The following is a 25,205-nucleotide window of genomic DNA, read 5'->3' on the forward strand; positions in this document are numbered from 1 at the left end:
GAGCGGCGGAGCCCGACCGGCGGCGGGACCGAGTCCATCTTGCCGGGTCGCGCCCGGTTCCGCGGCGTAGTGTGAGCGGATGAGCACAGCACTGGGGATCCCGGGCTTCCGGCCCCGACAGCGCAGCGCGGTCCTCCCGGCCGACCGCCCCGCCACCCCGCTCCTCCTGGACACCTACGGGCGCGTCGCGGACGATCTGCGGATCTCGCTGACGGACAAGTGCAATCTGCGCTGCACCTACTGCATGCCGGCGGAGGGCCTGCCGTTCCAGCCGCCCGCGTCCCTGCTCAGCCGTGAGGAGATCCTCCGCCTCGCGCGCATCGCCGTGGAGCAGTTCGGCGTCCGCCAGATCCGCTTCACCGGCGGCGAGCCGCTCCTGCGCAAGGACCTCGTCGACATCATCCGCGACGTCGCCTCCCTCGACCCGCGCCCCGAGATCTCGCTCACCACGAACGCGATCGGCCTGTCCGGTCGGGCGGCGGCGCTCGCCGACGCCGGCCTGAACCGCGTCAACGTCTCGCTCGACTCGATCTGCGCCGAGACCTTCGCGAAGGTCACCCGTCGCCCGTTCCTCGACCGCGTGCTCGCGGGCATCGACGCGCTCGGTCCCGCCGGCCTGGACCAGACCAAGATCAACGCGGTGCTCCTGCCCGGGATCAACGACCACGAGGCCCCGGAGCTGCTCGCCTGGGCCCTCGCGGGAGGCCACCAGCTCCGCTTCATCGAGCAGATGGCGCTCGACGCCGACCACGGCTGGGACCGCGCGACCATGATCACCGCCGCGGACATCCGGGCGCTGCTCTCGGAGCGCTTCTCGCTCAGCCCGCACGCGGCCCCCCGTGACGGCGCCCCCGCCGAGCTCTTCGACGTCCGCGAGGCCGGGGGGTCCGAGGTGCTCGGCCAGGTGGGGATCATCGCGTCCGTCACCGAGAACTTCTGCGACGACTGCCGCCGCACCCGGCTCACCGCCGAGGGAGGTGTCCGCAGCTGCCTCTTCTCGAACGAGGAGACGGACCTGCTCGGCCCGATGCGCGCGGGCGCGGACGACCACGAGGTCGCCCAGCTCTGGCGCGGGGCGATGTGGGCCAAGCCCGCGGGACACGAGATGAACCGGGCGGGCTTCGTGCAGCCCGAGCGCACGATGAGCGCGATCGGCGGATGAGCATGCGGGTCCGCTACTTCGCGGCGGCCAAGGCCGCCCTCGGCCGTGGTTCCGACGAGCTCGACGAGGTGCCCGACCTGGGCGCTCTCGAGGAGAGACTCGTCGCCTCCGCGCCCTCGGCCGCCGACGTGCTCGCACGGTGCACCTACCTGGTCGACGGCGTGTCGACCGCGAACAGGGCCACGCCGCTGCGTCCCGATGCCGCGGTCGACGTCCTGCCGCCGTTCGCCGGCGGCTGACCCCGAAGAGCGCTCCGTGACGAGCCGTCCTCGTCCGGACCGGTGCGTCCGATCCGCGCGGTCCGCAGCAGGTGCGTCCGCGCTTCTGGAGGACGCTGCATCCCGAGGACGGACTGGTCCTGTCCCGCCGCACAGGGACCCGCGGGACGCCTCCCTCGGACCCGCGTGCGGCGGGGCAGGACCGGATCAGCGGCCGATCCCGTGCGTCACGGGCACAGGACGTTGGTCATCGTGTCGAGCACGTTGCGGTTCTGCAAGTCGAGGAATCCGAACGCCGAGGAGACTCCGGTGGCGACCAGCACGCCGCTGACGAAGGCCCGGCCGTCCCGGGTCACGTAGGCGTCCGGCGCGAAGATGGTGGCGTCGGAGGGCACACCGGAGGCGACGCGGATCTGCGGCTGCGTCCTGTCCGCGAACGCGCCGTACCGGACGAGAGCGCCGTTCTGGATCACGTCCACGACGTCACGGTTCTGTCGATCGCGGTAGGCGTCGGCACTGGTCACCCCGGTGGCGACCAGGATGCTGCTGTTGAAGAGGCGCCCGTCCGGCGTCAGGTGGTAGGAGGGCGCCAAGGCCGTCGATCCTGCCGGAACGTTCCTGGCGTAGACCTGGTTCTTCGTGGAGGAGATGTAGCGGACGAGCTCCGAGCCGACGATCACGTCGATGACGTCGTTGTTGCTCTGGTCGCGGAAGGAGTCCGCGCTCGTCACTCCGGTGGTCACGAGGGCTCCGCCGGCGCGCCGCAGCTCGCCGTTCGGTGTGACGTAGAAGGCGGGCGCATGGACCGTCGATCCGGCCGGCACGCCGCTCCCGATGGCCTTCGGCGCGGCCTCTCCGGTGACGAAGCGGTAGAAGACGCCGTCGACGACGAAGTCGGCGACGTCGCGGTTCTGCTCGTCGCGGAAGCCCTGGACGCTGGTGACGCCGCGCGCGATCCGCCCCCCGCCGTGATAGAGCTCGCCCGACTCCGTCAGGTAGTACCGGGGTCCGACGGTCTTGGCTCCCGAGGGCACGTTGCCGTTCGACTCCGTCGTCGTCCGTCCGCCGTCGGTGACGTACCGGACGGCGGTCCCCGTGGTCGCGGTGGTGCTCGCGGTCGCCGTCGCGCCCGCGGCGCCGGAGACGGCGGAGAGGGTGATGCCGTTCTGCGCCACGTTCCCGGCCGTGACCGGGATGCTCACGCGTCCGTCCGCGCCGGTCGTCGCCCTGACGGTCTGCGCGCCGCCGCTGGTCAGGCCGGCGGGGAGAGTGATGGTGACCGTGTCGCCGGCAGCGGGAGCGCCGTTGGTCGTGGCGAGGACGGAGACCGTTCTCGTGGTGCAGGCGGGGAAGGAGTACGCCGGGGCGTCGAAGGCGAGGGTGAGGCCGGTGGACGCGGCGGCCGCGGGGGTCGCGACCGCCGCGGCGACGACGGGGACGGACCAGGCCGCACCCGACATGATCGTCCGCCGGGCGGGCCCCCCGCCGGTCGAGTCGATCCGCGGTGGGAGGGAGCGCGAGTGCGCTGCCGTCGGGTCCAGGGCGTTGGTGTCCGTCATGGTGTTCCTTTTCTTTCTTTCGTGCGAGGGGTGGTGGACGCGCCGATCCTGCCGAACGTCCGGCCTCCGGTCGACGCGGAACGGGCCGCGACGAGGTTCCATGCCCGACCGTGGACGTTCCGTCGCGCCGCCGGACCGGGGGAGCCACTCAGGGCGCCTCCTCGCCGGGAGCCCGTCCGGCGCGGGGGACGCGGCGGCGCACGTCAGCCCGCGTCGTCGATCCGGCGGAGGGTCCGCTGCATGTGGATCCGCGAGCTGAAGCCGGCCGACCGCGCCACGCGGTCCAGGTCCGTCGCCGCCCGCGGGCCGAGCTCGTCGAGGAGGCGCTGCGCCTCGAAGGCCCGCGCGCGCTCGATCCGCTGACGAGGGGTGGTGCCGGCGGCCGAGAACGCCCGGTGCAGGTGGCTGACCGACACGCCGAGACTCTCCGCGAGCGTCTCCACCGTGAAGGAGCGGTCGCGGTAGTGCCGCTCGATCAGGCGCGTGCCGTTCGCGTACACGGCGGCGGGGGACCGGTCCTCCCGGTCGGAGGAGGGCAGCAGCGCCGAGAAGGCCGAGGCCAGGAGGTGCTCGCTCGCGATCTCGAAGTGCTCGAAGGCCGCGTCCGAGGGCTCGACGCCGAAAGTGAGGACAGTGTTCGCCGCACCGGTGAGTGCGCGCCAGTAGGCCTCGGGGAGGGCGAGGACCCGGTCCGTGAGCGAGGCGAACTCGCTCGCGCGGAGCACCGAGGGGCGCAGCTGCCACTCGAAGCGCGCCCACGGACTGAGCGCCGCCGCGTACTGCACCGTCGAGGCGCGGGTCACGAGAGCGCTGCCGGCCGGGAGCCGGTGGTCGCGGCCCCGGGCGGAGAGGCGGCCGGTCCCGTCGAGGCTGAAGAGCACGCGGAGCCTTCCGGGATGGGGGAGGACCTCGAACTCCCCGGTCTGCAGCCAGGCGCGGCTGAGGCTGAGGCGCGGCGAGACGATCGCGTCGCAGACGGCACCTCGCGGCAGGGGGCGCCGCGGAATCCAGCCGAGCCGACGCAGCCGCCTCTCGGCGGGACTCCAGACCTCGGGCATCACGCCTCCGCGCCGGGGTCGAGCGGGTCGGGAGGATCGAGCAGCGCCGCCTGCCGCGCGGAGTGCGGTGAAGGCGTCGGCATGGGTGCTCTCCTCGGAACGGCGGCCGCGAGCACGCCACCGCCGATCAGCTTCGGACACTGCTCCGCCCTGATCCGCGGAGAAGGACGGATCCTCTCCGCTGCGAGCACCGAACATCCCGGGTCGCCGATCGGCAGGGCGCTGGGTGCGCCTCACCCCACCCGTTCCGCGGCGCACGCGGCCGCGGCACGGGTCACCGCTCCCGCCACGACGCCATCCCGCCGTCGAGCGAGTCGGACGCCACGCCCGCCGCCGCCGCGCGCTCCGCCGCGAGACGCGATCGGACCCCGGAGGCGCAGTGCAGCACGAGCGGACCGGCCGGCAGAGCGACGGGGTCGAAGCGCGACATCGGCATCCGCACGGCACCGGGCACCGCGACGGTCCGGTCCTCGTCGTCCTCGCGGAGGTCGACGACGGTCGGGGGCGTCGGCCCGGCCAGCCGCTCCCGCAGCTCGGCCGCCGTGATCGAGCCCGCCGCGGCCCGCCGCTCCGGGACCGGCGGCACCCGCCGCTCGAGAGGGAGCTCGGCCCAGGAGGAGTCGAGGGCGTCGTGCACGAGGACGCGACCGAACAGCGGCTCGCCCGCCCCGGTCACGAGCTTCACGACCTCGGCCGCCATGGCCGAGCCGATCAGCGCGCAGAGCGCGCCCAGCACGCCCACCGTCGAGCAGCTGTCGCCCGCGTCCTCGGCCTCGGGGTGCAGCGCGCGCAGGGTCACCCCTCCGCCCGGAGCGCCGGCCCAGAAGGTCGAGAGCTGCCCGTCGAAGCCGAGCGCCGACCCCCACACGTGCGGGATCCCGGCGCGCGTCGTCGCGTCCGAGGCGAGGTAGCGCGCGCCGAAGGTGTCGAAGCCGTCGACCACGACGTCCCAGCCCGCCACGAGGGCGTCGACGTTGGCCGAGGTCAGCGACACCGGGAAGGCCCGGGCGTCGATGCCGGGGGAGAGCCGCCGCGCGGTCGCCGCCGCCGACTCCGCCTTCGACCGGCCCACCGAGGAGTCGTCGTGCGCCGTCTGCCGCGCCAGGTTCGAGACCTCGACGACGTCGCCGTCCACGATGCCGAGCCGCCCGATCCCGGCAGCGGCGAGCGCCGTGATCACCGGCGAGCCGATGCCGCCCGCGCCGAGGATCAGCACGCGCGCGTTCCGGAGGCGCCGCTGTCCGAGCTCCCCGAGGGGCGCCAGGCGGATCTGCCGGGCGAACCTCTCGCGCTCGGCGGCGGTCAGCGGCGGTCCGGGCTCGACGAGCGGGGTCATGAGAGCTCCTTCCTCCACTGGCCCTCGTGGGCGACGGGGGTGAAGCCGACGGCCTCGCTCACGGCGAGCATCGGTCGGTTCTCCTCGGCGTTCCAGGTGTAGACGGCCCGACAGTCCGGGGCGGTCCCCACCGCATCGCCGATCGCGGTCAGGGCGAGGAAGTCGCTCCAGCCGTGGGCGCCCACGGCCTCGGGGATCGCGAGCTCGCGGATCCGGAGCGCCGGGTCGGAGGTGCGGTTCACCACCCCAGTGTGCACGTCCCGGCGCCCGCGGCGGCCTCCTGCGCCTGTTCCGGTGCGGGATCGCGGCGGTCCGTCGGCCGGTCGGGGCTCCGCCTCCAGGCCCGGCCGCGGCCGTCGGCTACCGTGGAGGCGTTGTGGACGGGAGCGAGGCGGCCGGGTGTACCTGAAGAGCCTGACCCTCAAGGGGTTCAAGTCCTTCGCTCAGCCGACCACGTTCGCCTTCGAGCCGGGGGTCACCTGCGTCGTCGGCCCCAACGGCTCGGGCAAGAGCAACGTCGTCGACGCGCTCGCCTGGGTGATGGGGGAGCAGGGGGCGAAGACGCTCCGCGGCGGCAAGATGGAGGACGTCATCTTCGCGGGCACCTCCACCCGCGGACCCCTCGGCCGCGCCGAGGTCGCGCTCACCATCGACAACTCGGACGGCGCCCTGCCGATCGAGTACACCGAGGTGACGATCACCCGGACCCTCTTCCGCAACGGCGGCAGCGAGTACGCGATCAACGGACGCGGCTGCCGGCTGCTCGACGTGCAGGAGCTGCTGAGCGACTCCGGTCTCGGGCGCGAGATGCACGTCATCGTGGGGCAGGGACAGCTCGACGCCGTGCTGCACGCGACCCCCGAGGAGCGGCGCGGGTTCATCGAGGAGGCCGCCGGGATCCTCAAGCACCGACGCCGCAAGGAGAAGACGCTCCGCAAGCTCGAGGCGATGCAGGCGAACCTGACCCGCCTCTCCGACCTCGCGGGCGAGATCCGGCGCCAGCTCAAGCCCCTCGGGCGCCAGGCCGAGGTCGCACGGCAGGCTCAGACGATCGCCGCCGTGGTGCGCGACGCCCGGGCGCGCCTGCTCGCCGACGACGTGGTCGAGCTCCGGACCGCTCTGGACGGCTTCGCCCGCACCGAGAGCGAGCGGCACAGCGAGCGGGTGGTCCTGCAGCAGCGGCTCGAGCAGGCGACGCTCCGGCGAGCGCGGATCGAGGCGGAGGTGGTCGGCGACGCGGTCGACGACGCCCGGCGCACCTTGTTCGAGCTGGAGTCGGTGCAGGAGCGGCTGCGCAACCTCTCGGCCCTCGCCGGGCAGCGGCTCGCGATGCTCGAGCTCGAGTCCGAGCAGCCGCAGATCCAGCCGCGCGTGACGCCGGCGCAGGTGGAGGAGGCGCGGGTCGAGTTGGAGCGCCTGCGGCAGGCCGTCCTCGACGCGGAGACGGCGTGGGTCCAGGCGCAGCGCACGACCGTCGCCGCCCGCTCCGCCCTCGACGCGGTCGACGAGGAGATCGCCGCGCAGGCGGCCCTCGTCTCGCGCTACGACCTCGAGCTCTCCACCCTCTCGGGGCAGGCCGACACCGCCGCCTCCCGTCTCGCGTCCGTCCGGGGCGAGGTCCTGCGCGCGCAGAACACCCTCGACGCGGCCGACCGGCGGAAGGAGGCGGCGCGGCGGGCGCTCGACGCTCTGGAGGCCGAGCTGGACGACGCGGGCCGTGGCCCCGACGGCGGCCTCGACGAGGGCTACGAGCTCGCCCAGTCCGCGGTCTCGGCCGCCGAGGCCGGAATCGAGCGGCTGCGCGAGGAGCTGCACGCCCTGGAGCGCGAGCGCGAGGCGCTGGCCGCCCGCACGGGTGCCCTGTCGCTGGCCCTCGACGTCTCGGACGGCTCGGCCGAGCTGATCGCCGCCCGGATCGAGGGGGTGCGCGGCCGGGTCGCCGAGCGGATCCAGGTGCGGCCGGGCTCCGAGGCCGCGATCGCCGCCGCCCTCGGCGCGGTCGCCGACGCCGTGCTGGTCGAGTCGACCACCCGGGCCGACGCGGCTCTGGACGCCGCGCTGGAGCGCGACCTCGGACGCGTCGAGCTGCTGGTCGCCGACGCCGCCCGGCCGTACGTCGCTCTCACCGTTCCCGAGGGGGCGGAACGCGCGGGCGACCTCGTCTCGGCGCCGGCCGGGGTCCTCTCGCTCCTCGAGCGCGTGCTCGTGGTCGAGGACCTCGCCGCGGCGCGGCGCCTGAGGGAGCGCATCGATCCGGGCACCGTCCTGGTCACCCGCGACGGCGCGACCGTCTCCGACGCCGTGCAGAGCGCCGGCTCCGGCGGGCAGCGCAGCCGGATCGAGCTCGTCTCCGAGCGCGACTCCGCCGCCGCCCGGCTGGAGGAGGTCGAGGGCGGGATCGACCGGCTCCGCTTCGAGCTCGCCGAGCAGACCGGAGCGCTCCGCGGCGCGAAGGAGCAGGCCGCGAGCGCGCTCTCGGCCCTCCGCGAGCACGACGCCGCCCGTGCCGCCCACACCGAGCGGCTCGGCGGCGTGCGCGCCCAGCTCGAGGCGGCCACCGCCGAGCACGGCCGGGGCTCGAGGGCGCTGGCCGTCGCCTCGGACCGGGTCGGCGACGCCGAGCGCGCGGCCCAGGAGGCGAGGTCGGCGCTCGACGCCGCGCGCGCCAGGCCCCGGCCGGTGCTCGACGCGAGCGCGCGCGACGGTCTGCAGCGCGACGTCGACACCGCACGCGAGCGCGAGATCGAGGCGCGGCTCGGCGTCGAGACCGCCAAGGAGCGGGTGTGGGCGGAGCAGTCCCGCGGGGAGGCGCTGGCCCGCCAGCTGGCCGCCGACCGCGCCGCCGCCGACGAGGCCGCGCGCCGCGCCGTGATCCGCCGTCGCCAGCGCGACGCGGCGGCCGAGGTGACCGCCGCGCTCCCCGCCGTCCTCGCCTCCGTCGACCGCTCCGTCCAGCAGGCCCGGGCCGAGCTCGTCGCGGCCGAGGCGGCGCGCTCGCAGCAGAACGCCGAGCTGCAGGGGCTCCGCCGCGAGGAGGGGAGCGTGCGCGACCGGCTCCAGTCCGTCACCGAGAGCGTGCACGGCCTCGAGCTGCAGATCTACGAGAAGAGGCTGCAGCTCACCGGTCTGCTCGAGCGCGCCGCGTCCGAGCTCGGGCTCGCCGAGGACGTGCTGGTGGAGGAGTACGGTCCCGGAGTCGGCGTCCCCGACGAGACGGACGAGGAGCAGGAGCCGCGGCCCTACGTCCGCGAGGAGCAGCGCCGCCGCCTCGAGAAGGCCGAGAAGCAGCTGGGGCAGCTGGGCCGCGTCAATCCGCTCGCGCTGGAGGAGTTCGCCGCGCTGGAGCAGCGGCACGCGTTCCTGACCGAGCAGCTGGCCGACCTCACCGGGACCCGGCGGGACCTGCTCACCATCATCGAGGAGCTCGACGAGACGATGCAGACGGTGTTCGCCTCCGCATTCGACGACACGCAGGCGGCGTTCGCGGACGTGTTCCCCGTCCTCTTCCCCGGCGGCACCGGCAGCATCCGCCTGACCGACCCGGAGAACCTGCTCACCACCGGCATCGAGGTCGCGGTGCGGCCGGCCGGCAAGAAGATCGAGCGGCTGTCGCTCCTCTCCGGAGGGGAGCGCTCGCTCGCGGCCGTGGCGTTCATGGTCGCCATCTTCAAGTCGCGGCCTAGCCCCTTCTACATCATGGACGAGGTGGAGGCCGCCCTCGACGACGCGAATCTCGGCCGACTGCTCAGCATCTTCGAGGACCTGCGCACCTCGAGCCAGCTGATCGTCATCACCCACCAGAAGCGGACCATGGAGATCGCGGACGCGCTCTACGGCGTCTCGATGCGGCAGGACGGCGTCTCGGCCGTCGTCGGCCAGCGCGTCGCCGCGCCCCCGGCCTGAACCCGCCGCCCCGACCGCTCGGAGGCGCGCCCGCCGGTAGCCTGGACCCATGGCAGAACGCACCTCCTGGTCGCTCGGCCGCGCACTGCGCGGCCTGTTCGAGAAGCGCACGATCGACGACCAGACCTGGGACGACCTCGAGACGGCGCTGATCACCGCCGACTTCGGCCCCGACATCACCGAGGAGATCGTCGACGACCTCCGCGCCAAGGTCGCCCGCTACTCCACCACCGACCCGCGCGACCTGCAGCGGATGCTCCGCGAGTCCCTCGAGGAGCGTCTGTCGAAGTACGACACCACCCTCAAGCTCAGCGAGCGCCCCGCCGTGATCCTCGTGGTCGGCGTGAACGGCGTCGGCAAGACCACGACCATCGGCAAGTTCGCCAAGTTCCTCCGCAACTACGGCCGGAGCGTCGTGGTCGGCGCGGCCGACACCTTCCGCGCGGCGGCGGTCGACCAGCTCGCCACCTGGGCGCAGCGCGCCGACGCCCAGATCGTCCGCCCTCAGCAGGAGCGCCAGGATCCGGCGTCCGTCGCCTTCCAGACCGTGCAGTTCGCGAAGGACACCGGCGTCGAGATGGTCATCATCGACACGGCCGGCCGCCTGCACACCAAGGGCGGGCTGATGGACGAGCTCACGAAGATCAAGCGCGTCATCGAGAAGCAGGCCCCGATCTCCGAGATCCTGCTCGTGCTCGACGCGACGACCGGTCAGAACGGGCTGAGCCAGGCCGAGGCGTTCATCGAGCACGCGGGCGTCACCGGCCTGGTCATCACCAAGCTCGACGGCTCCGCGAAGGGCGGCTTCGTCCTCGCGGTCCAGGAGCGCACCGGCATCCCGATCAAGCTCGTCGGCCAGGGCGAGGGCATCGGCGACCTCACCGGCTTCACCCCGCACATCTTCGCCCAGCAGCTCGTCAGCTGAGCGGCCCCGCCCGGGACGACGCGCCGGCGCCGTCCCGGTGGCGGGCTACACGGCCTGCGAGAAGCCCAGTGCCGCGTCTGCGAGGTGGCGCAGGTGCTCCGGGACCGGCAGCCCCTTCGACTCCATCGAGCGCGCCCAGAGCCGGCCGGCCCGGTAGGAGGAGCGGACCAGGGGCCCCGCGAGGACGCCGAGGAAGCCGATGTCCTCGGCCTCCTCCTTGATCGCCACGAACTCCTCCGGGTGCACCCAGCGGTCCACCGGCAGATGCCGCGGCGTCGGGCGGAGGTACTGCGTGATGGTCACGATGTCGGTGCCGGCGTCGTGGAGGTCCTGCAGCGCCTGCGAGATCTCCTCCCGCTCCTCGCCCATGCCGAGGATGAGGTTCGACTTCGTGATCAGCCCCGCCTCCCGGCCCTGAGTGAGCACGTCGAGCGAGCGCTCGTAGCGGAAGGCCGGCCGGATGCGCTTGAAGATCCGCGGCACCGTCTCGACGTTGTGGGCGAACACCTCCGGCTCCGCGTCGAACACCCTCTGCAGGTGCTCGGCGCGGCCGGTGAAGTCCGGGACCAGGATCTCGACCCCCGTGCCCGGAGCCTGGGCGTGGATCTGGCGGATGGTCTCGGCGTAGAGCCAGGAGCCCTCGTCCGGCAGGTCGTCGCGGGCGACTCCGGTGACGGTCGCGTAGCGCAGGTTCATCCGCGCCACGGACTCGCCGACGCGCCGGGGCTCGTCGGCGTCGTAGTCCGCGGGCTTCCCGGTGTCGATCTGGCAGAAGTCGCAGCGGCGGGTGCACTGGGCGCCCCCGATGAGGAAGGTCGCCTCTCGGTCCTCCCAGCACTCGAAGATGTTGGGGCAGCCCGCCTCCTGGCAGACGGTGTGCAGCTCCTCGCTCTTCACCAGCGACTGCAGCTGCAGGTACTCCGGGCCCATCGAGGCCTTCGTGCGTATCCACTCGGGCTTGCGCTCGATCGGCGTCTCGGCGTTGCGGATCTCCAGCCGCAGGAGCTTGCGGCCGCCGGCCTCGGCGCTCACGCGGCGACCTCCTCGATGCGGGCGGAGAAGGCGGGGGCCGCCTCCGAGAAGCGCGCCGCCACCCGCGCCCGCACCGCCTCCATGGGCGGAGCCTCGCCGCGCTCGCGCTCGAGCGTGGTCACCCCGGCGTCGGCGATGCCGCAGGCGACGATGCGGGCGTAGGGCTCGAGGCTGTTCGAGACGTTGAGGGCGAATCCGTGCATCGTCACGCCCGAGGCGACGCGGATGCCGATCGCGGCGATCTTGTCGGCGCCGCCGTCCCTCGGGATCCACACTCCCGAGCGCCCGTCGACGCGCCGCCCCTGCACGCCCAGGTCGTCGAGAGCGGCGATCAGCACCCCCTCCAGCGAGCGGACGTAGGCGACCACGTCGACGGGCTCGCCGAGCCGCACGATCGGGTAGCCGACGAGCTGGCCCGGGCCGTGCCAGGTGATCCGCCCTCCGCGGTCGACGTCGACCACGGGCGAGCCGTCGTCCGGGCGCTCGTGCGCCTCGGTGCGCTTGCCGGCGGTGTAGACGGAGGAGTGCTCGCAGAGCACGAGGGTGTCCGGCCTCGAGCCCGCCACCACCTCGGCGTGCAGGCGGCGCTGCAGCTCCCAGCCGTCGGAGTAGTCCAGGGGGTCCGCGGAGTCGCCCGCCACCAGTGTCTCGATCACCGGGCCACCCTAACCCTGTTCTTGGACCCGGACCAGTTAATCCGCTCCGCGGTGATCGCGTCGATCGCGAGCCGATCGGCGGCCGCGCCCGCCGACCCTCCGGGCCTCCGGTAGAATTCCGGGCATCATGGCTACTTTCGGCACCCTCTCCGATCGACTCGTCGAGACCTTCAAGAACCTCCGCACGAAGGGCAAGCTCTCCGCGTCGGACGTCGACGGCACCGTCCGCGAGATCCGGCGGGCCCTCCTCGACGCCGACGTGGCGCTGGAGGTCGTGAAGGAGTTCACCGGCAAGGTGCGCGAGCGCGCCCTCGGCGACGAGGTCAACAAGGCGCTCAACCCGGCCCAGCAGGTCGTCCAGATCGTCAACGAGGAGCTCGTCGCGATCCTCGGCGGACAGTCGCGCCGGCTCGAGTTCGCCAAGCGCCCGCCGACCGTCATCATGCTCGCCGGCCTCCAGGGCGCGGGCAAGACGACCCTCGCGGGCAAGCTCGGCAAGTACCTCGGCAAGGACGGCCACACCCCGCTGCTCGTCGCGGCCGACCTCCAGCGCCCCAACGCCGTTCAGCAGCTGCAGGTCGTCGGCGAGCAGGCCGGAGTCGCGGTCTACGCGCCGGAGCCGGGCAACGGCGTCGGCAACCCGGTCAAGGTCGCCCAGAACGCGATCCGCTTCGCGACCGACAAGCAGTACGACACGGTCATCATCGACACGGCCGGACGCCTCGGCGTCGACGCCGACATGATGAAGCAGGCCGCCGACATCCGCCGCGTCACGAACCCCGACGAGGTCCTGTTCGTCATCGACGCGATGATCGGCCAGGACGCGGTCGCGACCGCCAAGGCCTTCCAGGAGGGCGTCGACTTCACCGGAGTCGTCCTCTCCAAGCTCGACGGCGACGCCCGCGGAGGCGCGGCGCTCTCGGTCGCCTCGCTCACCGGCCGCCCGATCCTCTTCGCCTCCACGGGCGAGTCGCTCGACGACTTCGAGCAGTTCCACCCCGACCGCATGGCGAGCCGCATCCTCGACCTCGGCGACGTGCTGACGCTCATCGAGCAGGCCCAGTCCGCGTTCGACGAGGACGAGGCGCGCAAGATCGCCGAGAAGATCATGGGGGACACGTTCACCCTCGACGACTTCCTCGGCCAGATGCAGCAGCTGCGCAACATGGGCTCGATCAAGAAGATGATCGGCATGCTGCCCGGCGCGAAGGGCATGCGAGAGCAGCTCGACCAGTTCGACGAGCGCGAGATCGTGCGCACCGAGGCGATCATCCAGTCGATGACGAAGGCGGAGCGGGTCAACCCGAAGCTGCTCAACGGCTCGCGGCGCCTGCGCATCGCCCGCGGCTCCGGCATGACGGTCACGGACGTCAACCAGCTCGTCCAGCGCTTCGAGCAGGCCGCCAAGATGATGAAGACGGTCGCCAAGGGCGGCATGCCCTCGGTCCCCGGGATGGGCCCGGTGCCCGGCGCCGGCTACCAGGGCCGCCCGAAGCCGCAGAAGAAGAAGAGCAGCAAGTCCGGCAACCCCGCGAAGCGCGCGGCCGAGAACGCGGCGATCACCTCCGGGCCCCGCCCGGGCGATGCGGGCGGCTCCGGCTTCGGCCTGGGCGGCGGCGCCGGCAAGGGCGCCCAGCCCACGCCGGAGGAGCTCGAGCAGCTGCAGAAGCTCCTCGGGCGATGAGGCGGGTCGCGGCCGGACGCGCGGGCGGGATCCTCGTCCTCGCGGCCGTGCTCGGGCTCACCGGCTGCGCCGAGGGCTCCGGGGTCGACGCGATGACGGCGCCCTCCCCGGAGGACCTGGTCGGCCGCTGGGTGACGGGCGTCTCCTACGACGCGCCCGACGTTCCGTTCCTCCTGATCGCGGAGGACGGGACCTGGACGGGCTCCGACGGCTGCAACGGCGCGCAGGGCGAGTGGTCGATCGACCAGGAGGGCGCCCTCACCGTCTCGGCCGGGCCGAGCACGCTGATCGCCTGCGACGGCGTCGCGCTGCCGATGATCTTCTCGGAGGCGGCGATGGCCTCGATCGACGGCGGACGGCTCCGCCTGTTCGACGACGAGGGGGCCACCGTCGTCAAGCTCGCCCGCTCCACGAGCGACGAGGCGCCCTCGGCGTCGCCGGACCCGGCGGGGGAGTAGCGCGCCGTCCCTCCGGGGGGCGCAGCGGGGATCCCCGTGAGGCGCACCGCTCGCTAGCGTGAGGGCATGACAACCGCACACGCGCGCCCCGTCCGCATCGGCGTCCAGATCGCACCGCAGCACGTCCCCTACGAGGTCATCCGCGACACGCTCGCCGAGCTCGAGGACCTCGGCGTCGACATCGCCTTCAACTGGGACCACTTCTTCCCGCTCTCGGGAGAGCCGAACGGCCTGCACTTCGAGGGCTGGAGCATGCTCGCGGCCTGGGCCGAGCAGACCAGCCGCATCGAGTTCGGCCCGCTGGTCACCTGCAACAGCTACCGGAACCCCGACCTCCTCGCCGACATGGCGCGCACGGTCGACCACATCAGCGCCAAGGGCGCCGAGGGCCGTCTGATCTTCGGCATCGGCTCGGGCTGGTTCGAGCGCGACTACGAGGAGTACGGCTACGAGTTCGGCACTCCCGGCTCCCGCCTCGACGAGCTCTCCGAGGCGATGCCGCGCATCCGCAGCCGGTGGTCGATGCTCAACCCGGCGCCCACCCGCGACATCCCGGTGATGATCGGCGGCGGCGGCGAGAAGAAGACGCTGCGGATCGTCGCCGAGCACGCCGACATCTGGCACAGCTTCTCGGACGTCCCGACGCTCGAGCGCAAGCTCGGCGTGCTCTCGGAGTGGTGCGGCCGCGTCGACCGCGACCCGGCGGCGATCGAGATCTCGACCGGCGCGAGCGTGCGCGGCGGTGTCGGCGACGCCTCCTTCGACGTGCTCGACCAGCAGTACGATCTGGGCGCCCGCCTGTTCACGCTCGGCATCACCGGTCCGGACATCGACCTCGCGCCCGTGCGCGACCTGCTCGGCTGGCGCGACGGCCGGAACAGCACCGCGCGCTGACCCGGCGGGGCGCCGTCAGGGCGGCGCCCCGCGTCGGAGTCAGGCCGGCGGCGCGTCCGTCGCCTTCTGGCCGGTCGGCACCGCCCGGGCGAGGCCGGACTTCTCGGCCGCCACCTCGAACGCGTCGGCCAGGGCGCGCTGGCCCTCGACGGTGGGATGCACGCCGTCCTCGCCGAGCAGCCCGTCCTCGCGGAGGGGGTCCGGGTACTCGAGCGCACCGCCGCCGGCGGCCGTCACGGCCTCGACCAGCGCCGCGTCGTACTCGTCGAGATCGGAGGGGCGCGGGTCGGGGCCCCACACCGAGTCGAGCGCGATGAGCCGGGCCGAGGGCGAGGCGGACACGATCGCGTCCACCGCCGGCCCGATCGCGGCGTCCACGTCCTCCGGATCCCAGCCCAGGTCGTTGCTGCTGGCGATCAGCACGATCGCGTCGGGCCGAGTGTCGGCGATCTCCTCCGCGCGGTCGCCGATCGCGACGCCGCAGTCGCCCGGCTCGATGAAGCCGCCGCCGTCGCAGCCCAGGTTCGTGACCTCCCAGCCGAGGTCGTCGCCGACGAGTGCGGGCCAGGCCTGCTCCGGGTCGACCGTCAGACCGCGCACGATGCTGTCGCCGACGATCGTCACCCGGGAGCCGACGGGAAGAGAGCCGCCGATCGAGAGCGGCAGCGGATCGGCGGTGACGGTCGGGAGGGGAGTGGCGGTGCCGGCGGGGGACGCGGTCGCCGGGCCGGTCGTCGTCGAGGACGAGCAGCCGGCGAGACCGAGGGCCAGTGCGCCGATCGCGGCTGCGGCGAGGAGGGCGGGACGCGTCATGAGCGGGGATCCCGGAGCCCGTCGCGCAGCTCGCCCGCGAGTGCCCGGACCACCGCCTTCAGGTCGCCGTCGTTCGCCGCGGCCGTCCGCAGCTGGCGCTGGTAGCTCGCTCCCGCGACCAGGATCAGCTCGACGTCGCCGAGCTCCTTCACGCAGTCGAGACGCTCGGCGACCGGTGCGAGGGTGACGAGCAGGTCCCGGATGTCGTCGGTGACCAGCCGCTCCGCTCCGGCGGCGTCGAGGATGATCTCGGCGTCGAGTCCGTAGCGGGCCGCGCGCCACTTGTTCTCGCGCACGTACCAGGGCTGCATCGTCGGAAGGTCCTCGCCCGCGTCCAGCCGCGACGAGAGGTGCTCGACGAGGCACTGGATCAGCGCGGCGACCGCTCCGATCTCCTCCGCGGAGGAGAGGCCGTCGCACGCGCGCATCTCGAGAGTGCCCCACTGCGGCGAGGGGCGGATGTCCCAGCGGACCTCCGTGTGGTCGTCGATGACGCCGGTGCGCATCATGTCGTCGACGTACTCCTCGTAGTTCGCCCAGGCACCGAACTGCGGAGGCAGGCCCGCCGTCGGCAGCTGCTGGAACATCAGCGCGCGGTTCGAGGCGTAGCCCGTGTCGACTCCGCCCCAGAACGGGCTCGACGCCGAGAGCGCCTGCAGGTGCGGATAGTAGTCGAGCAGGGAGTTGAGGATCGGCAGCACCTTGTCGCGGTGCTCGATGCCGACGTGCACGTGGATGCCCCAGATCATCATGTTCCGGCCCCACCACTGGGTCCGGTCGATGAGGCGGTGGTACCGCTCCTTGTCCGTGATGGCCTGGTCGAACCACTGCGCGAACGGGTGCGTGCCCGAGCACACGAGGTCGAGTCCCATGGGGTCGGTGATCTCGCGCACCTGCCGCAGCTGGTCCTGCAGGTCGGCGACGGCGTCGCGGACGGAGGTGTGCACTCCGGAGACCAGCTCGACCGTGTTGCGCAGGAGCTCGCCGGTGATGTGCTGGTGCGGGGCGCCGTCGTCGCTGCGGAGCGCCTCCAGCACCACATCGGCGACGTTGGCGAGATCGCCCGTCTGCCGGTCGACGATCGCGACCTCCCACTCGATCCCGAGCGTCGAGCGGTCTGATGCGGCGAAGCTGATCTCCATGGCGTGGTCCTCATCGGATCCGGGCGTCCGCCGATCGGGACGCGCCTCGCCATCCTGCCACCTGCGGCCGGGGCGGACTCCGAGCCCCGGCGGAGGCCATCCGGGTCCCGCGCGGCCCGCTCCCGCGAGGGTGCCGCTGGTCGGCGGCGTGCCGGGCCCGCACCGGGGCGGTTTTTCTGGCAGAATGATCCGTCGGGTCCGAGGCGGTCGACCCTCTACTCACCGCCGACGAAACCCCCTCGAGCTTCCGCCGGGTGTGCCCCCACGCTCACGGCTCAGTTCATCCATCATCGACCGGACACCGGTCAACGACCACACAGGAGAATTGTGGCTGTCAAGATTCGTCTGAAGCGCCTCGGCAAGATCCGGGCGCCCTACTACCGCATCGTCGTCGCCGACTCGCGCACCAAGCGCGACGGCCGCGTGATCGAGGAGATCGGCAAGTACCACCCGACCGAGCAGCCCTCGTTCATCCAGGTCGACTCGGAGCGCGCGCAGTACTGGCTCGGAGTCGGCGCGCAGCCGACCGAGCAGGTCGCCGCGATCCTCAAGCTGACCGGCGACTGGGGCCGCTTCAAGGGCGACGCCGACGCCGTCAGCACCGTCCAGGTGAAGGAGCCCAAGGCTCCGTTCGTCGTCGACGCGAAGAAGAAGCCCGTCCTCAAGCCGAAGTCCGAGGCTCCGGCCAAGGCCGCCCCGGTCGAGGACACCGCCGACGAGACCTCCACCGAGGCGTAGTCAGTGCTCGCTCCCGCCGTCGAACACCTCGTCAAGGGGATCGTCGAGAACCCCGATGAGGTCAGTGTCGTGGCCACGAGCTCCCCGCGCGGAGAGGTCCTCGAGGTGCGCGTGCACCCCGAGGACCTCGGCCGCGTGATCGGACGCTCCGGTCGCACCGCCAAGGCCGTCCGCACTCTCGTCGCCGCGCTCGCCGACGGGCGCCGCGTGCGCGTCGACGTCGTCGACACCGACAAGTAGAGGTGTCGGTCACCGGACCGGGCACGACGCAGCTCCGCGTCGCCCGACTCACCAAGGCACACGGGCTCAAGGGCGCCATCAAGCTCGAGCTCTACACGGACGAGCCCGACAAGCGCTTCACCCCCGGATCCACGTTCACGCTGCAGGTCCCGCGCACCTCCGAGTGGCACGGCAAGAAGCTCGAGCTCGTCGAGCTTCGCTGGTACAACAGCCACCCCGTCGCATTCTTCCGAGGCGTCGACGACCGCAACGCCGCTGAGACCCTCCTGAAGGCGATCCTCTGGATCGACGAGGAGGTGCAGACCCAGCCGGGCGAGGACGACTCCTGGTACGACTACCAGCTGGTCGGCATGAAGGTCGTCCGCGACGGCGTCGAGGTCGGCACCGTCCGCCGCGTCGACCACTTCCCCGCGCAGGACCTGCTCATCGTCGGCACCCCCTCCGGCGAGGTGATGGTGCCGTTCGTGAACGCGATCGTCCCCTCCGTCGACGCCGCGGCCGGGATCGTCACGGTCACGCCTCCGATCGGCCTGTTCGAGGAGGCCCCCGAGGAGGAGCCCGCCGCGGTCGACCTCAGCGGTGTCGACCTCGCGGACCCGGCGCTGAGCGCGCCTGCGGACGCCGACGCGACGGACGCCTCCGATGACGCGGACTCCGCTGACGCGGACGCCGCTCTCGAGGAGCCCGCCGACGACGAGCCCCCGGCCGCCTCCGAGGAGGAGCCCCGGTCGTGAGGATCGACATCGTCACGATCTTCCCGGAGTTCTTCGGCGTGCTCGACATCAGCCTGCTCGGCCGTGCTCGGCAGAGCGGGCTGATCGAGCTCGGCGTGCACGACCTGCGGGACTTCACCCACGACCGCCACCGCACCGTCGACGACACGCCCTACGGCGGCGGCGCCGGCATGGTGATGCGACCGGAGCCGTGGGGCGAGGCGCTCGACACGATCCTCGACGGCGCGGACGACCCCGTCGTGATCTTCCCGTCGCCCGCGGGCGAGCTGTTCACCCAGGCGACCGCCCGCGAGCTCGCGGAGGAGTCCACCCTCGTCTTCGGCTGCGGCCGCTACGAGGGCATCGACCAGCGCGTCGTGGACCACACCGCCGAGCGCGCGCGGGTCCGGCTGATCAGCCTCGGCGACTACGTCCTCAACGGAGGAGAGGTCGCCGTGATGGCGATGATCGAGGCCGTCGGACGCCTGGTCCCGGGCGTGGTCGGCAATCCGGCGAGCCTGGTCGAGGAGAGCCACTCCGACGGGCTGCTCGAGTACCCGAGCTACACCAAGCCGGCCTCCTGGCGCGGCCTCGACGTCCCTCCGGTGCTCCTCAGCGGCAACCACGGGGCGATCGCCGCCTGGCGCCACGAGCAGAGCGTCGAGCGCACGCGCCGCGTCCGCCCCGAACTGCTTCCCTAGCCCCGCGCCGCACGGTCACCGGGCCGCGAGGGCCAGGTGCCGGTCGCGGAGGGCGAGGAAGAGGGGGAACGCGAACGCGAGGGCGACCAGCGGCGCGAGCAGCACCAGGATCCACACGCGGCGCATCCCGATCCGGCGGCCCTCCACCACCATGAAGGCGACGGCCGCGATCGCGACGACCAGCAGGTCGGTCGAGAACGACGACACCCACGGCCCGCCCGCGGCGAGGCCGGCGAGGACGTCCGCGCCCTCCTGCATCGCCCTCACGTTCCAGGTCCAGGTCCCGATCAGCCCGGCGAGGGCGAGGACGAGGTAGACGATCCCGAGCGGCGTCCAGCCGCGGTGCAGCCGGCTCATGCGCGGGCCTCCGTTCGTGCGAGGGTGAGGATCGTCCCTCCGGCGAGGGCGATCACGGCCACAGTAGCGACGGCGAGGGTCAGCGCGTCCGGTGCGGTCAGCGCCTGTCCGCGCAGCGCCTGCCAGCAGGTGAGGGCGACCGCGGCCGCCCAGCCCGCCGAGGCCAGTGCGACGAGCCGCAGCCGGGTGGATCCGGGGCGCAGCACGGGGATCCGCGGTGCCAGCCGTCCGAGCAGCAGCGCGAGCAGCGGGAGCCCCTGCAGAGCGTGCATCCCGACGAAGTGCGGGATGCGCAGATCGCCCCCGATGGTGCTCCAGCCCAGGAGCGGGAGGCCGGGTCCGCCGTCCGCGACTCCGACGGCGTGCGCGCCGACGACGCCCTGGTAGTCGCTGATCTGGCCGGGCGAGGGCCCCGTCATCAGGAACGCGAGGGCCATCCCGACGAGCCCGATCACGAGTCCGACGCGGACGGCGAGCGTCAGCGCAGGGTCGCCGAGCGGCACCCGCGCCAGGAGGGCGGCGAGGACCAGCGTCGCCAGCCAGACCACCACGATCGAGACGGCCATCGAGGCCCAGAGCGCGGCGTGCAGGGGAGTGGAGACGTCGAAGTGGCTGCGCTCGCCGACCAGGGCGGCGCCTCCGATCACGACCATCTCGACCGCCAGACCGACCGCCGCGACCGTGCCCAGCGCTCGGGCGAGGCGGCGCCGGCGGGGCACGAGCCCGATCAGCCAGGCGAGCGTCACGGCGTACAGCGCGATCGAGAGGCAGAACTTCAGCGGCTTGCCCCAGAGCGGCTGCCCGCCGAGCTCGCGGGGATCGACGACCAGCGCGATCGCGCAGAGGAGGGCGCCGACCGCCATCGCGGCAGCGAGCACCAGGAGCGGCCGGTGCGGAGCAGCGGAGGCTGTGGGCGCGGGCGTCTCGGTCGCGGCGCTCATCGGGGCACCTCCGTCGAGCCGAAGCGGCTCTGCGTCTCGCGCGCCTGGGCGACGCGCCGGAGCGACTGCAGCACCACGTCTCCGAGCGCGGTGCCGACGGCGGCGACGGCAGCCTGCTCGCTCACGCTCTCGCGGGCCTGCAGCTCGTCGAGGTCGGCGGAGGCGACGAGGGCGGCGGCGCGGGCGTAGGTCTCGAGCCAGCCGGCGCTCATCGGTCCGGTGGAGAGCTCGAGCGCGTCGAGCGCCCGTGCCGCCGTCGCGACGGCAGGGTGGCCGCAGTGGTCGGAGCCCGCGGCCTCGGCGATCCGCCGCGTCGACGCCTCGGTGGCGGACGCGGTCGAGTCGGCGCTCACGGAGACCACGTCCTGCGCCACCTCGAACGCTGCTGTCGGACCGACGCCCGCGTCGAGCGCGGCCGTGATCCGCTTCGCGCCGGCGATACCGACGCCGCCGCTCTCGATGAGCGCCCGGAGCAGCGTCAGGCGGGCGACATGGGCGTCCCCGTACTCCGCCCGCTGGGGGCCGGCGGCGTCGCCCGGCGGCAGCAGCCCCTCCCGGATGTAGTACTTGATCGTGGGCAGGCTGACGCCGCTGCTGCGGCTGAGCTCCGAGATTCGCACGTGGACAGTATCGCTATCGGATAGCAGTACTGTCCACCGCTTGGTCAGTCCCGCGTTGACAGGACGATGTTTCCCGTCTCGGTGATGGCGATCGTGTGCTCCATGTGGGCGCCGCGAGAGCCGTCACGGCTGCGGAGGGTCCAGCCGTCCTTGTCCGTGTAGATCTCGTCGGTCGTCTGCAGGAACCACGGCTCGATCGCGACGACGAGGCCCGGGCGGAGCGGGTAGCCGCGGCCGGCGCGTCCGTCGTTGGGGATGTGCGGATCGCCGTGCATCGTGCGGCCGACGCCGTGGCCGCCGAAGTCGGTGTTGATGGACAGGCCCTCGGCGTGTGCGACGGCCGCGATGGCCGCGGAGATGTCGCCGATCTTCTTCCCGGGCTGCGCGGCGGCGATGCCGGCCTCGAGCGCGCGGGTGGTGGTGTCGATGAGGGCGAGGTCCTCCTCGCGCGGCGTCCCGACCACGACGCTGATGGCCGAGTCGGCGACCCAGCCGTTCACGGAGGCGGCGAAGTCGAGGGTGAGCAGGTCGCCGTCCCTCAGCCGGTAGTCGAAGGGCAGGCCGTGCAGCACCGCGTCGTTGACGGAGGTGCAGATGACCTTGCCGAAGGGACTCGCGCCGAAAGAGGGGTGGTAGTCGATGTAGCAGGACTCGGCGCCGGCCGTGCGGATCATGTCGTGGGCGAGCCGGTCGAGCTCGAGCAGGTTCACGCCGACCGCGGCAGCGGCGGAGGTGGCCTTCAGTACCTCGCCGACGAAGCGGCCGGCGGGACGCATCTCCTCGATCTCGGCGGGGGTGCGTAGCTCGATCATCCTGATCCTCTCGGGGTCCGCTGAGCCGTCGCTCAGCGGTGGTGGGTACGGTCGGTGCATGCGCACGCGACGGGCATTCGGTTCCTGGCAGTTCCCGGCGGCGATCGTGCTGCCCTTGTGGATCCTCCTCGGCTACGGGGTCTTCGGAGGATCGAGCGGCTGGACCGTGCTCGGCCTGGTGATCGCCCTCCCCATTCTGGCGGTCGCGCTGGCGGCTGTGGCCGCGATCGTCGCATTCCGGGTGACCGTTCGGCCCACGCGCACTCCCGCGTGGGGCGACGTGGCCGTGGTCGGCGCCTGGCACCTCTCCCTGATCGCCTTCGGCTTCTTCCCGCCCGGCGCCTGGGCGCTGGGCCTGCTCTCGGTGGTCCTCGGAGTGGCGGCCTTCTGGCACTCGGGGTGGCGGTTCCTCGCCGACGCGAGGGCCACTCTCCTCGCCTTCTCGGAGGCGGCGTCCGTGCAGGCCGAGGGCGCTCACCGCCCCGTCGCCGGCGAGGGCTTCGACCCGGAGCGCCCGCAGGACGGGCAGACCATCGTCCTCTGAGGGGTCGGGCGTCCCGCGAGGCGCTGTCCCACTGCGAGGCCCCGCCCTGTTCCACGGCTCGGCCCTCTCGACGGACCCGCCCTCTGCGCGGCTCTGCCCTCCGGGTGACCCTGCCCTCCAGACGAGCCTGCTTTGACTCGGATCGACGCGGCATGGCAGAATGAGCGCTTGTGCCTCGCGCAGGCTCTGCCACAGGGGAGCCGCGACGACGTGGGCACGACCGACTTCCATCAACGAAACGGTGTTCGACCTGTGGCGGGCACGGAGAGCGATACAGCATGCACATCCTCGATTCCGTCGATGCGGCGTCCCTCCGCAGCGATGTCCCGGACTTCCGCGCCGGCGACACCGTCAAGGTCCACGTCAACATCGTCGAGGGCTCCCGCTCGCGCATCCAGGTCTTCCAGGGCGTCGTCATCGGCCGCTCCAACGAGGGCGTCCGCGAGACCTTCACCGTCCGCAAGGTGAGCTTCCAGGTCGGCGTCGAGCGCACGTTCCCCGTGCACTCGCCGGTCATCGACCACATCGAGGTCGTCACCCGCGGTGACGTCCGTCGCGCGAAGCTCTACTACCTGCGCAACCTGCGCGGCAAGAAGGCCAAGATCAAGGAGAAGCGCGACGCCTGAGCGGCTTCCGCACGACTTCTCGGGAACCCCGGTCCACCTATGATGGACCGGGGTTCCTCCTTTTCTCGGGGGCGATCCGTCCGGGGAGTCCACCCGGTGATGCACAGTAGGGGCGACGGCGAGCGATGACAGACAGCACGGCCCCGGTCCGCCTCCCCGGAGGCGAGGACCACGCCCGCCACTCGGCGGATCCGTCCGAGAAGCGCCCGCGCAAGCGCCGGGGTGTCCTGCTCTTCCTCCGCGACGTGCTGATCATCTTCGTGGTCGCGGTGCTCGTCTCCTTCCTCGTGAAGACCTTCCTGATCCGCTCGTTCTACATCCCCTCCTCCTCCATGGAGCAGACGCTCGTCGAGAACGATCGCATCCTCGTGAACGAGCTCGTGCCCGGAGTCGTGCCGATCTCGCGGGGCGACGTCGTCGTCTTCCGCGATCCCGGCGGATGGCTCTCGCCGAGCTCCGAGCCCTCCGTGCCGCCGTTCCAGGCCGCGGTCGACTCCGCCCTCGCGCTCGTCGGCCTCACCGCTCCCGACAGCAACGACCACCTCATCAAGCGCGTCATCGGCCTGCCCGGCGATCACGTGACCTGCTGCACGCCGCTCGGCCAGGTCGAGATCAACGGCAACCCGATCGACGAGCCCTACGTGAAGCTGCCCGACGGGGTGCAGGCCGTCTCGGCCACCCCCTTCGACGTCGTCGTGCCCGAGGGCTCGCTCTGGGTGATGGGCGACAACCGCTACAACTCCGCCGACTCCCGCTACAACACCGACAAGCCGGGCGGCGGCTTCGTGCCGATCGACAACGTCGTGGGCCGCGCGATCCTCGTGACCTGGCCCGTGCAGCAGTGGGCGTGGCTCGACGACTACCCGTCGGTGTTCCGCGGAGTCGACACCGAGGCCTCCGAGGAGGGCTCGGACGACGCGCAGAGCGGGCAGGGCTAGGTGGTCGTCGCCGAGCCGACGCTGACCCAGGAGCGGCGCCTCTTCCGGCAGGGCTACGAGACGGTCATCGGCTGCGACGAGGTCGGCCGCGGCGCGATCGCCGGCCCGGTGTCGGTCGGTGTCGTGTCGATCGGCAGCCGTTGCGGGCGCTTCCCCGGGGGGCTCCGCGACTCCAAGATGCTCGCTCCCGCCCGCCGCGAGGCGCTCCTGCCGGGAGTCGCGAAGTGGGTCTCGGCCTGGGCGATCGGCGAGTCCTCGGCGGACGAGATCGACGAGACCGGGATCATCGCCGGCCTCGGCCGCGCCGCGTCGAGGGGCATCGAGCGCCTCGCCGACCAGGGCGTCGACCTCGCCACCGCCGTCGTCCTCCTCGACGGCGCCCACGACTGGCTGACGCCCGCGCTGGGCGAGTGGGCGGCAGAGCTGACGATCGTCACCCGTGTGAAGGCCGACCGCGACTGCGCCGCCGTCTCCGCCGCCTCCGTGCTCGCGAAGGTGGGCCGGGACGGTCAGATGGTGCGCCACCACGACGACTTCGCCGACTACGCCTGGGACAGCAACAAGGGCTACGGCAGCGCCGCGCACTGGGCGGGGATCGAGCGGGTCGGCCCGTCCCCGCTGCACCGGGTGACCTGGCTGTCGAAGTCGCGGGAGAGCGTCGAGGAGCCGCTCCCGGCGCTCGGGCCCGTCGGCTCGGCGTAGGATTGTCCAACGATGGATGAGGACGAATTCGAGGACTACGACCGCGAGGTCGAGCTGGCACTGTACCGGGAGTACCGCGACGTCGTCTCGCAGTTCTCGTACGTCGTCGAGACCGAGCGCCGGTTCTACCTGGCGAACGAGGTCGACCTGGTCCGCCGCGACACCGAGCACGACTTCTACTTCGAGCTGACCATGCGCGACGTGTGGGTCTGGGACGTCTACCGCTCCGACCGCTTCGTGAAGTCGGTGCGCGTGCTGACGTTCAAGGACGTCAACGTCGAGGAGCTGTCCCGCAAGGAGTTCGAGCTCCCCAAGGAGCTCGCGCTCGACGAGTAGGGCTCTCAGTCGGGTTCCTAGCTCTACCGCAGTTCAGCGCGCTTGAAGGCCGGCGCTTCCCCTTGCCTGCTGATCGGCCCTTCCTGTTCCTGCTGAG

28 protein-coding genes are annotated in these 25,205 nt (G+C 72.6%); 16 read left to right on the top strand and 12 right to left on the bottom strand.

The features are described from left to right. Window positions 1–79: 79 nt before the first annotated feature. Both moaA and C5C33_RS04955 read left to right on the top strand, forming a co-directional pair. Window positions 80–1,162, top strand: coding sequence for a GTP 3',8-cyclase MoaA (moaA, locus tag C5C33_RS04950; RefSeq protein WP_104226889.1), 1,083 nt, complete (start codon window positions 80–82; stop codon window positions 1,160–1,162). Beyond that, complete coding sequence (locus C5C33_RS04955) at window positions 1,159–1,401, top strand: MoaD/ThiS family protein (protein ID WP_104247637.1); 243 nt, start codon at window positions 1,159–1,161, stop codon at window positions 1,399–1,401. The genes moaA and C5C33_RS04955 overlap by 4 nt, the downstream gene beginning before the upstream one ends. A 206-nt stretch (window positions 1,402–1,607) precedes the next feature. Here C5C33_RS04955 and C5C33_RS04960 read toward each other — a convergent pair whose 3' ends face one another. From C5C33_RS04960 to C5C33_RS04975, 4 genes are all read right to left on the bottom strand, one after another. Continuing rightward, a complete protein-coding gene (locus C5C33_RS04960) occupies window positions 1,608–2,939 on the bottom strand; it encodes a hypothetical protein (protein WP_104260567.1) in 1,332 nt (443 codons plus the stop codon). 203 nt (window positions 2,940–3,142) lie between these two features. Then, window positions 3,143–3,997 carry an AraC family transcriptional regulator gene (locus tag C5C33_RS04965; protein ID WP_104226887.1) on the bottom strand — a complete coding sequence of 285 codons (855 nt, stop codon included), beginning with the start codon at window positions 3,995–3,997 and terminating at the stop codon, window positions 3,143–3,145. Window positions 3,998–4,271: 274 nt separating this feature from the next. Further along, window positions 4,272–5,333 (bottom strand): ThiF family adenylyltransferase, encoded by a 1,062-nt coding sequence (locus tag C5C33_RS04970; protein ID WP_104260568.1) that lies wholly within the window; start codon window positions 5,331–5,333, stop codon window positions 4,272–4,274. Next, on the bottom strand, window positions 5,330–5,575 hold the full coding sequence (locus tag C5C33_RS04975; RefSeq protein ID WP_146085748.1) for a hypothetical protein: 246 nt from the start codon (window positions 5,573–5,575) through the stop codon (window positions 5,330–5,332). Before C5C33_RS04975 ends, C5C33_RS04970 begins: the two co-directional genes overlap by 4 nt. A 157-nt stretch (window positions 5,576–5,732) precedes the next feature. Between C5C33_RS04975 and smc the strand changes: the two genes are divergently transcribed. After that, window positions 5,733–9,236 carry a chromosome segregation protein SMC gene (smc, locus tag C5C33_RS04980; protein ID WP_104260570.1) on the top strand — a complete coding sequence of 1,168 codons (3,504 nt, stop codon included), beginning with the start codon at window positions 5,733–5,735 and terminating at the stop codon, window positions 9,234–9,236. Between the two features lie 49 nt (window positions 9,237–9,285). Beyond that, a complete protein-coding gene (gene ftsY, locus C5C33_RS04985) occupies window positions 9,286–10,161 on the top strand; it encodes a signal recognition particle-docking protein FtsY (protein ID WP_104260571.1) in 876 nt (291 codons plus the stop codon). Window positions 10,162–10,206: 45 nt separating this feature from the next. On the opposite strand, the gene lipA is transcribed toward ftsY, so the two are convergent. Further along, window positions 10,207–11,193, bottom strand: coding sequence for a lipoyl synthase (gene lipA, locus C5C33_RS04990; RefSeq protein WP_104247634.1), 987 nt, complete (start codon window positions 11,191–11,193; stop codon window positions 10,207–10,209). Then, window positions 11,190–11,849, bottom strand: coding sequence for a lipoyl(octanoyl) transferase LipB (gene lipB, locus C5C33_RS04995; RefSeq protein WP_104226883.1), 660 nt, complete (start codon window positions 11,847–11,849; stop codon window positions 11,190–11,192). The genes lipA and lipB overlap by 4 nt, the downstream gene beginning before the upstream one ends. Before the next feature lie 127 nt (window positions 11,850–11,976). On the opposite strand from lipB, the gene ffh reads away from it, so the two are divergent. The 3 genes from ffh (at window position 11,977) to C5C33_RS05010 (ending at window position 14,885) form a co-directional block, all read left to right on the top strand. After that, window positions 11,977–13,533: a signal recognition particle protein gene (ffh, locus tag C5C33_RS05000; protein ID WP_104226882.1), complete on the top strand. Its 1,557-nt coding sequence runs from the start codon at window positions 11,977–11,979 to the stop codon at window positions 13,531–13,533. Next, window positions 13,530–13,991 (top strand): META domain-containing protein, encoded by a 462-nt coding sequence (locus C5C33_RS05005; protein WP_104260572.1) that lies wholly within the window; start codon window positions 13,530–13,532, stop codon window positions 13,989–13,991. The genes ffh and C5C33_RS05005 overlap by 4 nt, the downstream gene beginning before the upstream one ends. 66 nt (window positions 13,992–14,057) lie before the next feature. Further along, window positions 14,058–14,885: an LLM class F420-dependent oxidoreductase gene (locus C5C33_RS05010; protein WP_104223915.1), complete on the top strand. Its 828-nt coding sequence runs from the start codon at window positions 14,058–14,060 to the stop codon at window positions 14,883–14,885. A gap of 39 nt (window positions 14,886–14,924) precedes the next feature. On the opposite strand, the gene C5C33_RS05015 is transcribed toward C5C33_RS05010, so the two are convergent. Both C5C33_RS05015 and C5C33_RS05020 read right to left on the bottom strand, forming a co-directional pair. Then, window positions 14,925–15,698 (bottom strand): SGNH/GDSL hydrolase family protein, encoded by a 774-nt coding sequence (locus C5C33_RS05015; protein ID WP_104260573.1) that lies wholly within the window; start codon window positions 15,696–15,698, stop codon window positions 14,925–14,927. After that, the gene (locus C5C33_RS05020) at window positions 15,695–16,840 is read right to left on the bottom strand and encodes a glutamate--cysteine ligase (RefSeq protein ID WP_104260574.1); all 1,146 of its coding nucleotides are present in this window, start codon (window positions 16,838–16,840) and stop codon (window positions 15,695–15,697) included. The genes C5C33_RS05015 and C5C33_RS05020 overlap by 4 nt, the downstream gene beginning before the upstream one ends. A 327-nt stretch (window positions 16,841–17,167) precedes the next feature. Here C5C33_RS05020 and rpsP point away from each other — a divergent pair, with 327 nt between their 5' ends. From rpsP to trmD, 4 genes are read left to right on the top strand one after another with little or no spacing between them, the layout of a single operon-like run. Then, entirely contained in the window at window positions 17,168–17,578 is a 411-nt protein-coding gene (rpsP, locus tag C5C33_RS05025; RefSeq protein WP_104223912.1) for a 30S ribosomal protein S16, read from the top strand. Window positions 17,579–17,581: 3 nt separating this feature from the next. Then, window positions 17,582–17,818, top strand: coding sequence for an RNA-binding protein (locus tag C5C33_RS05030; protein WP_068210678.1), 237 nt, complete (start codon window positions 17,582–17,584; stop codon window positions 17,816–17,818). Window positions 17,819–17,820: 2 nt separating this feature from the next. Continuing rightward, window positions 17,821–18,552: a ribosome maturation factor RimM gene (gene rimM, locus C5C33_RS05035; RefSeq protein ID WP_104260575.1), complete on the top strand. Its 732-nt coding sequence runs from the start codon at window positions 17,821–17,823 to the stop codon at window positions 18,550–18,552. Continuing rightward, window positions 18,549–19,232 (top strand): tRNA (guanosine(37)-N1)-methyltransferase TrmD, encoded by a 684-nt coding sequence (gene trmD, locus C5C33_RS05040; RefSeq protein WP_104226875.1) that lies wholly within the window; start codon window positions 18,549–18,551, stop codon window positions 19,230–19,232. The genes rimM and trmD overlap by 4 nt, the downstream gene beginning before the upstream one ends. 15 nt (window positions 19,233–19,247) lie before the next feature. Here trmD and C5C33_RS05045 read toward each other — a convergent pair whose 3' ends face one another. Genes C5C33_RS05045 through map form a run of 4 tightly spaced genes read right to left on the bottom strand, consistent with a single transcriptional unit; the run spans window position 19,248 to window position 21,962 of the window. Further along, window positions 19,248–19,589 (bottom strand): DUF2834 domain-containing protein, encoded by a 342-nt coding sequence (locus C5C33_RS05045; RefSeq protein WP_104250523.1) that lies wholly within the window; start codon window positions 19,587–19,589, stop codon window positions 19,248–19,250. After that, a complete protein-coding gene (locus tag C5C33_RS05050; RefSeq protein WP_104260576.1) occupies window positions 19,586–20,530 on the bottom strand; it encodes a hypothetical protein in 945 nt (314 codons plus the stop codon). Before C5C33_RS05050 ends, C5C33_RS05045 begins: the two co-directional genes overlap by 4 nt. Beyond that, window positions 20,527–21,150, bottom strand: a complete 624-nt coding sequence (locus tag C5C33_RS05055; RefSeq protein WP_104226873.1) for a MerR family transcriptional regulator — start codon at window positions 21,148–21,150, stop codon at window positions 20,527–20,529. Before C5C33_RS05055 ends, C5C33_RS05050 begins: the two co-directional genes overlap by 4 nt. Before the next feature lie 44 nt (window positions 21,151–21,194). Then, complete coding sequence (map, locus tag C5C33_RS05060; RefSeq protein ID WP_104260578.1) at window positions 21,195–21,962, bottom strand: type I methionyl aminopeptidase; 768 nt, start codon at window positions 21,960–21,962, stop codon at window positions 21,195–21,197. Between the two features lie 58 nt (window positions 21,963–22,020). Here map and C5C33_RS05065 point away from each other — a divergent pair, with 58 nt between their 5' ends. From C5C33_RS05065 to C5C33_RS05085, 5 genes are all read left to right on the top strand, one after another. After that, complete coding sequence (locus C5C33_RS05065) at window positions 22,021–22,506, top strand: hypothetical protein (protein WP_104247628.1); 486 nt, start codon at window positions 22,021–22,023, stop codon at window positions 22,504–22,506. A 278-nt stretch (window positions 22,507–22,784) separates the two neighbouring features. After that, window positions 22,785–23,132, top strand: coding sequence for a 50S ribosomal protein L19 (rplS, locus tag C5C33_RS05070; protein ID WP_104223904.1), 348 nt, complete (start codon window positions 22,785–22,787; stop codon window positions 23,130–23,132). A 125-nt stretch (window positions 23,133–23,257) separates the two neighbouring features. Further along, a complete protein-coding gene (gene lepB, locus C5C33_RS05075) occupies window positions 23,258–24,070 on the top strand; it encodes a signal peptidase I (RefSeq protein ID WP_104250528.1) in 813 nt (270 codons plus the stop codon). Further along, window positions 24,071–24,772 carry a ribonuclease HII gene (locus C5C33_RS05080; RefSeq protein WP_104260580.1) on the top strand — a complete coding sequence of 234 codons (702 nt, stop codon included), beginning with the start codon at window positions 24,071–24,073 and terminating at the stop codon, window positions 24,770–24,772. 12 nt (window positions 24,773–24,784) lie between these two features. Beyond that, window positions 24,785–25,108, top strand: coding sequence for a DUF2469 domain-containing protein (locus C5C33_RS05085; protein ID WP_055792576.1), 324 nt, complete (start codon window positions 24,785–24,787; stop codon window positions 25,106–25,108). Window positions 25,109–25,205: the final 97 nt, after the last annotated feature.

The organism is Rathayibacter sp. AY1H3 (assembly GCF_002932015.1).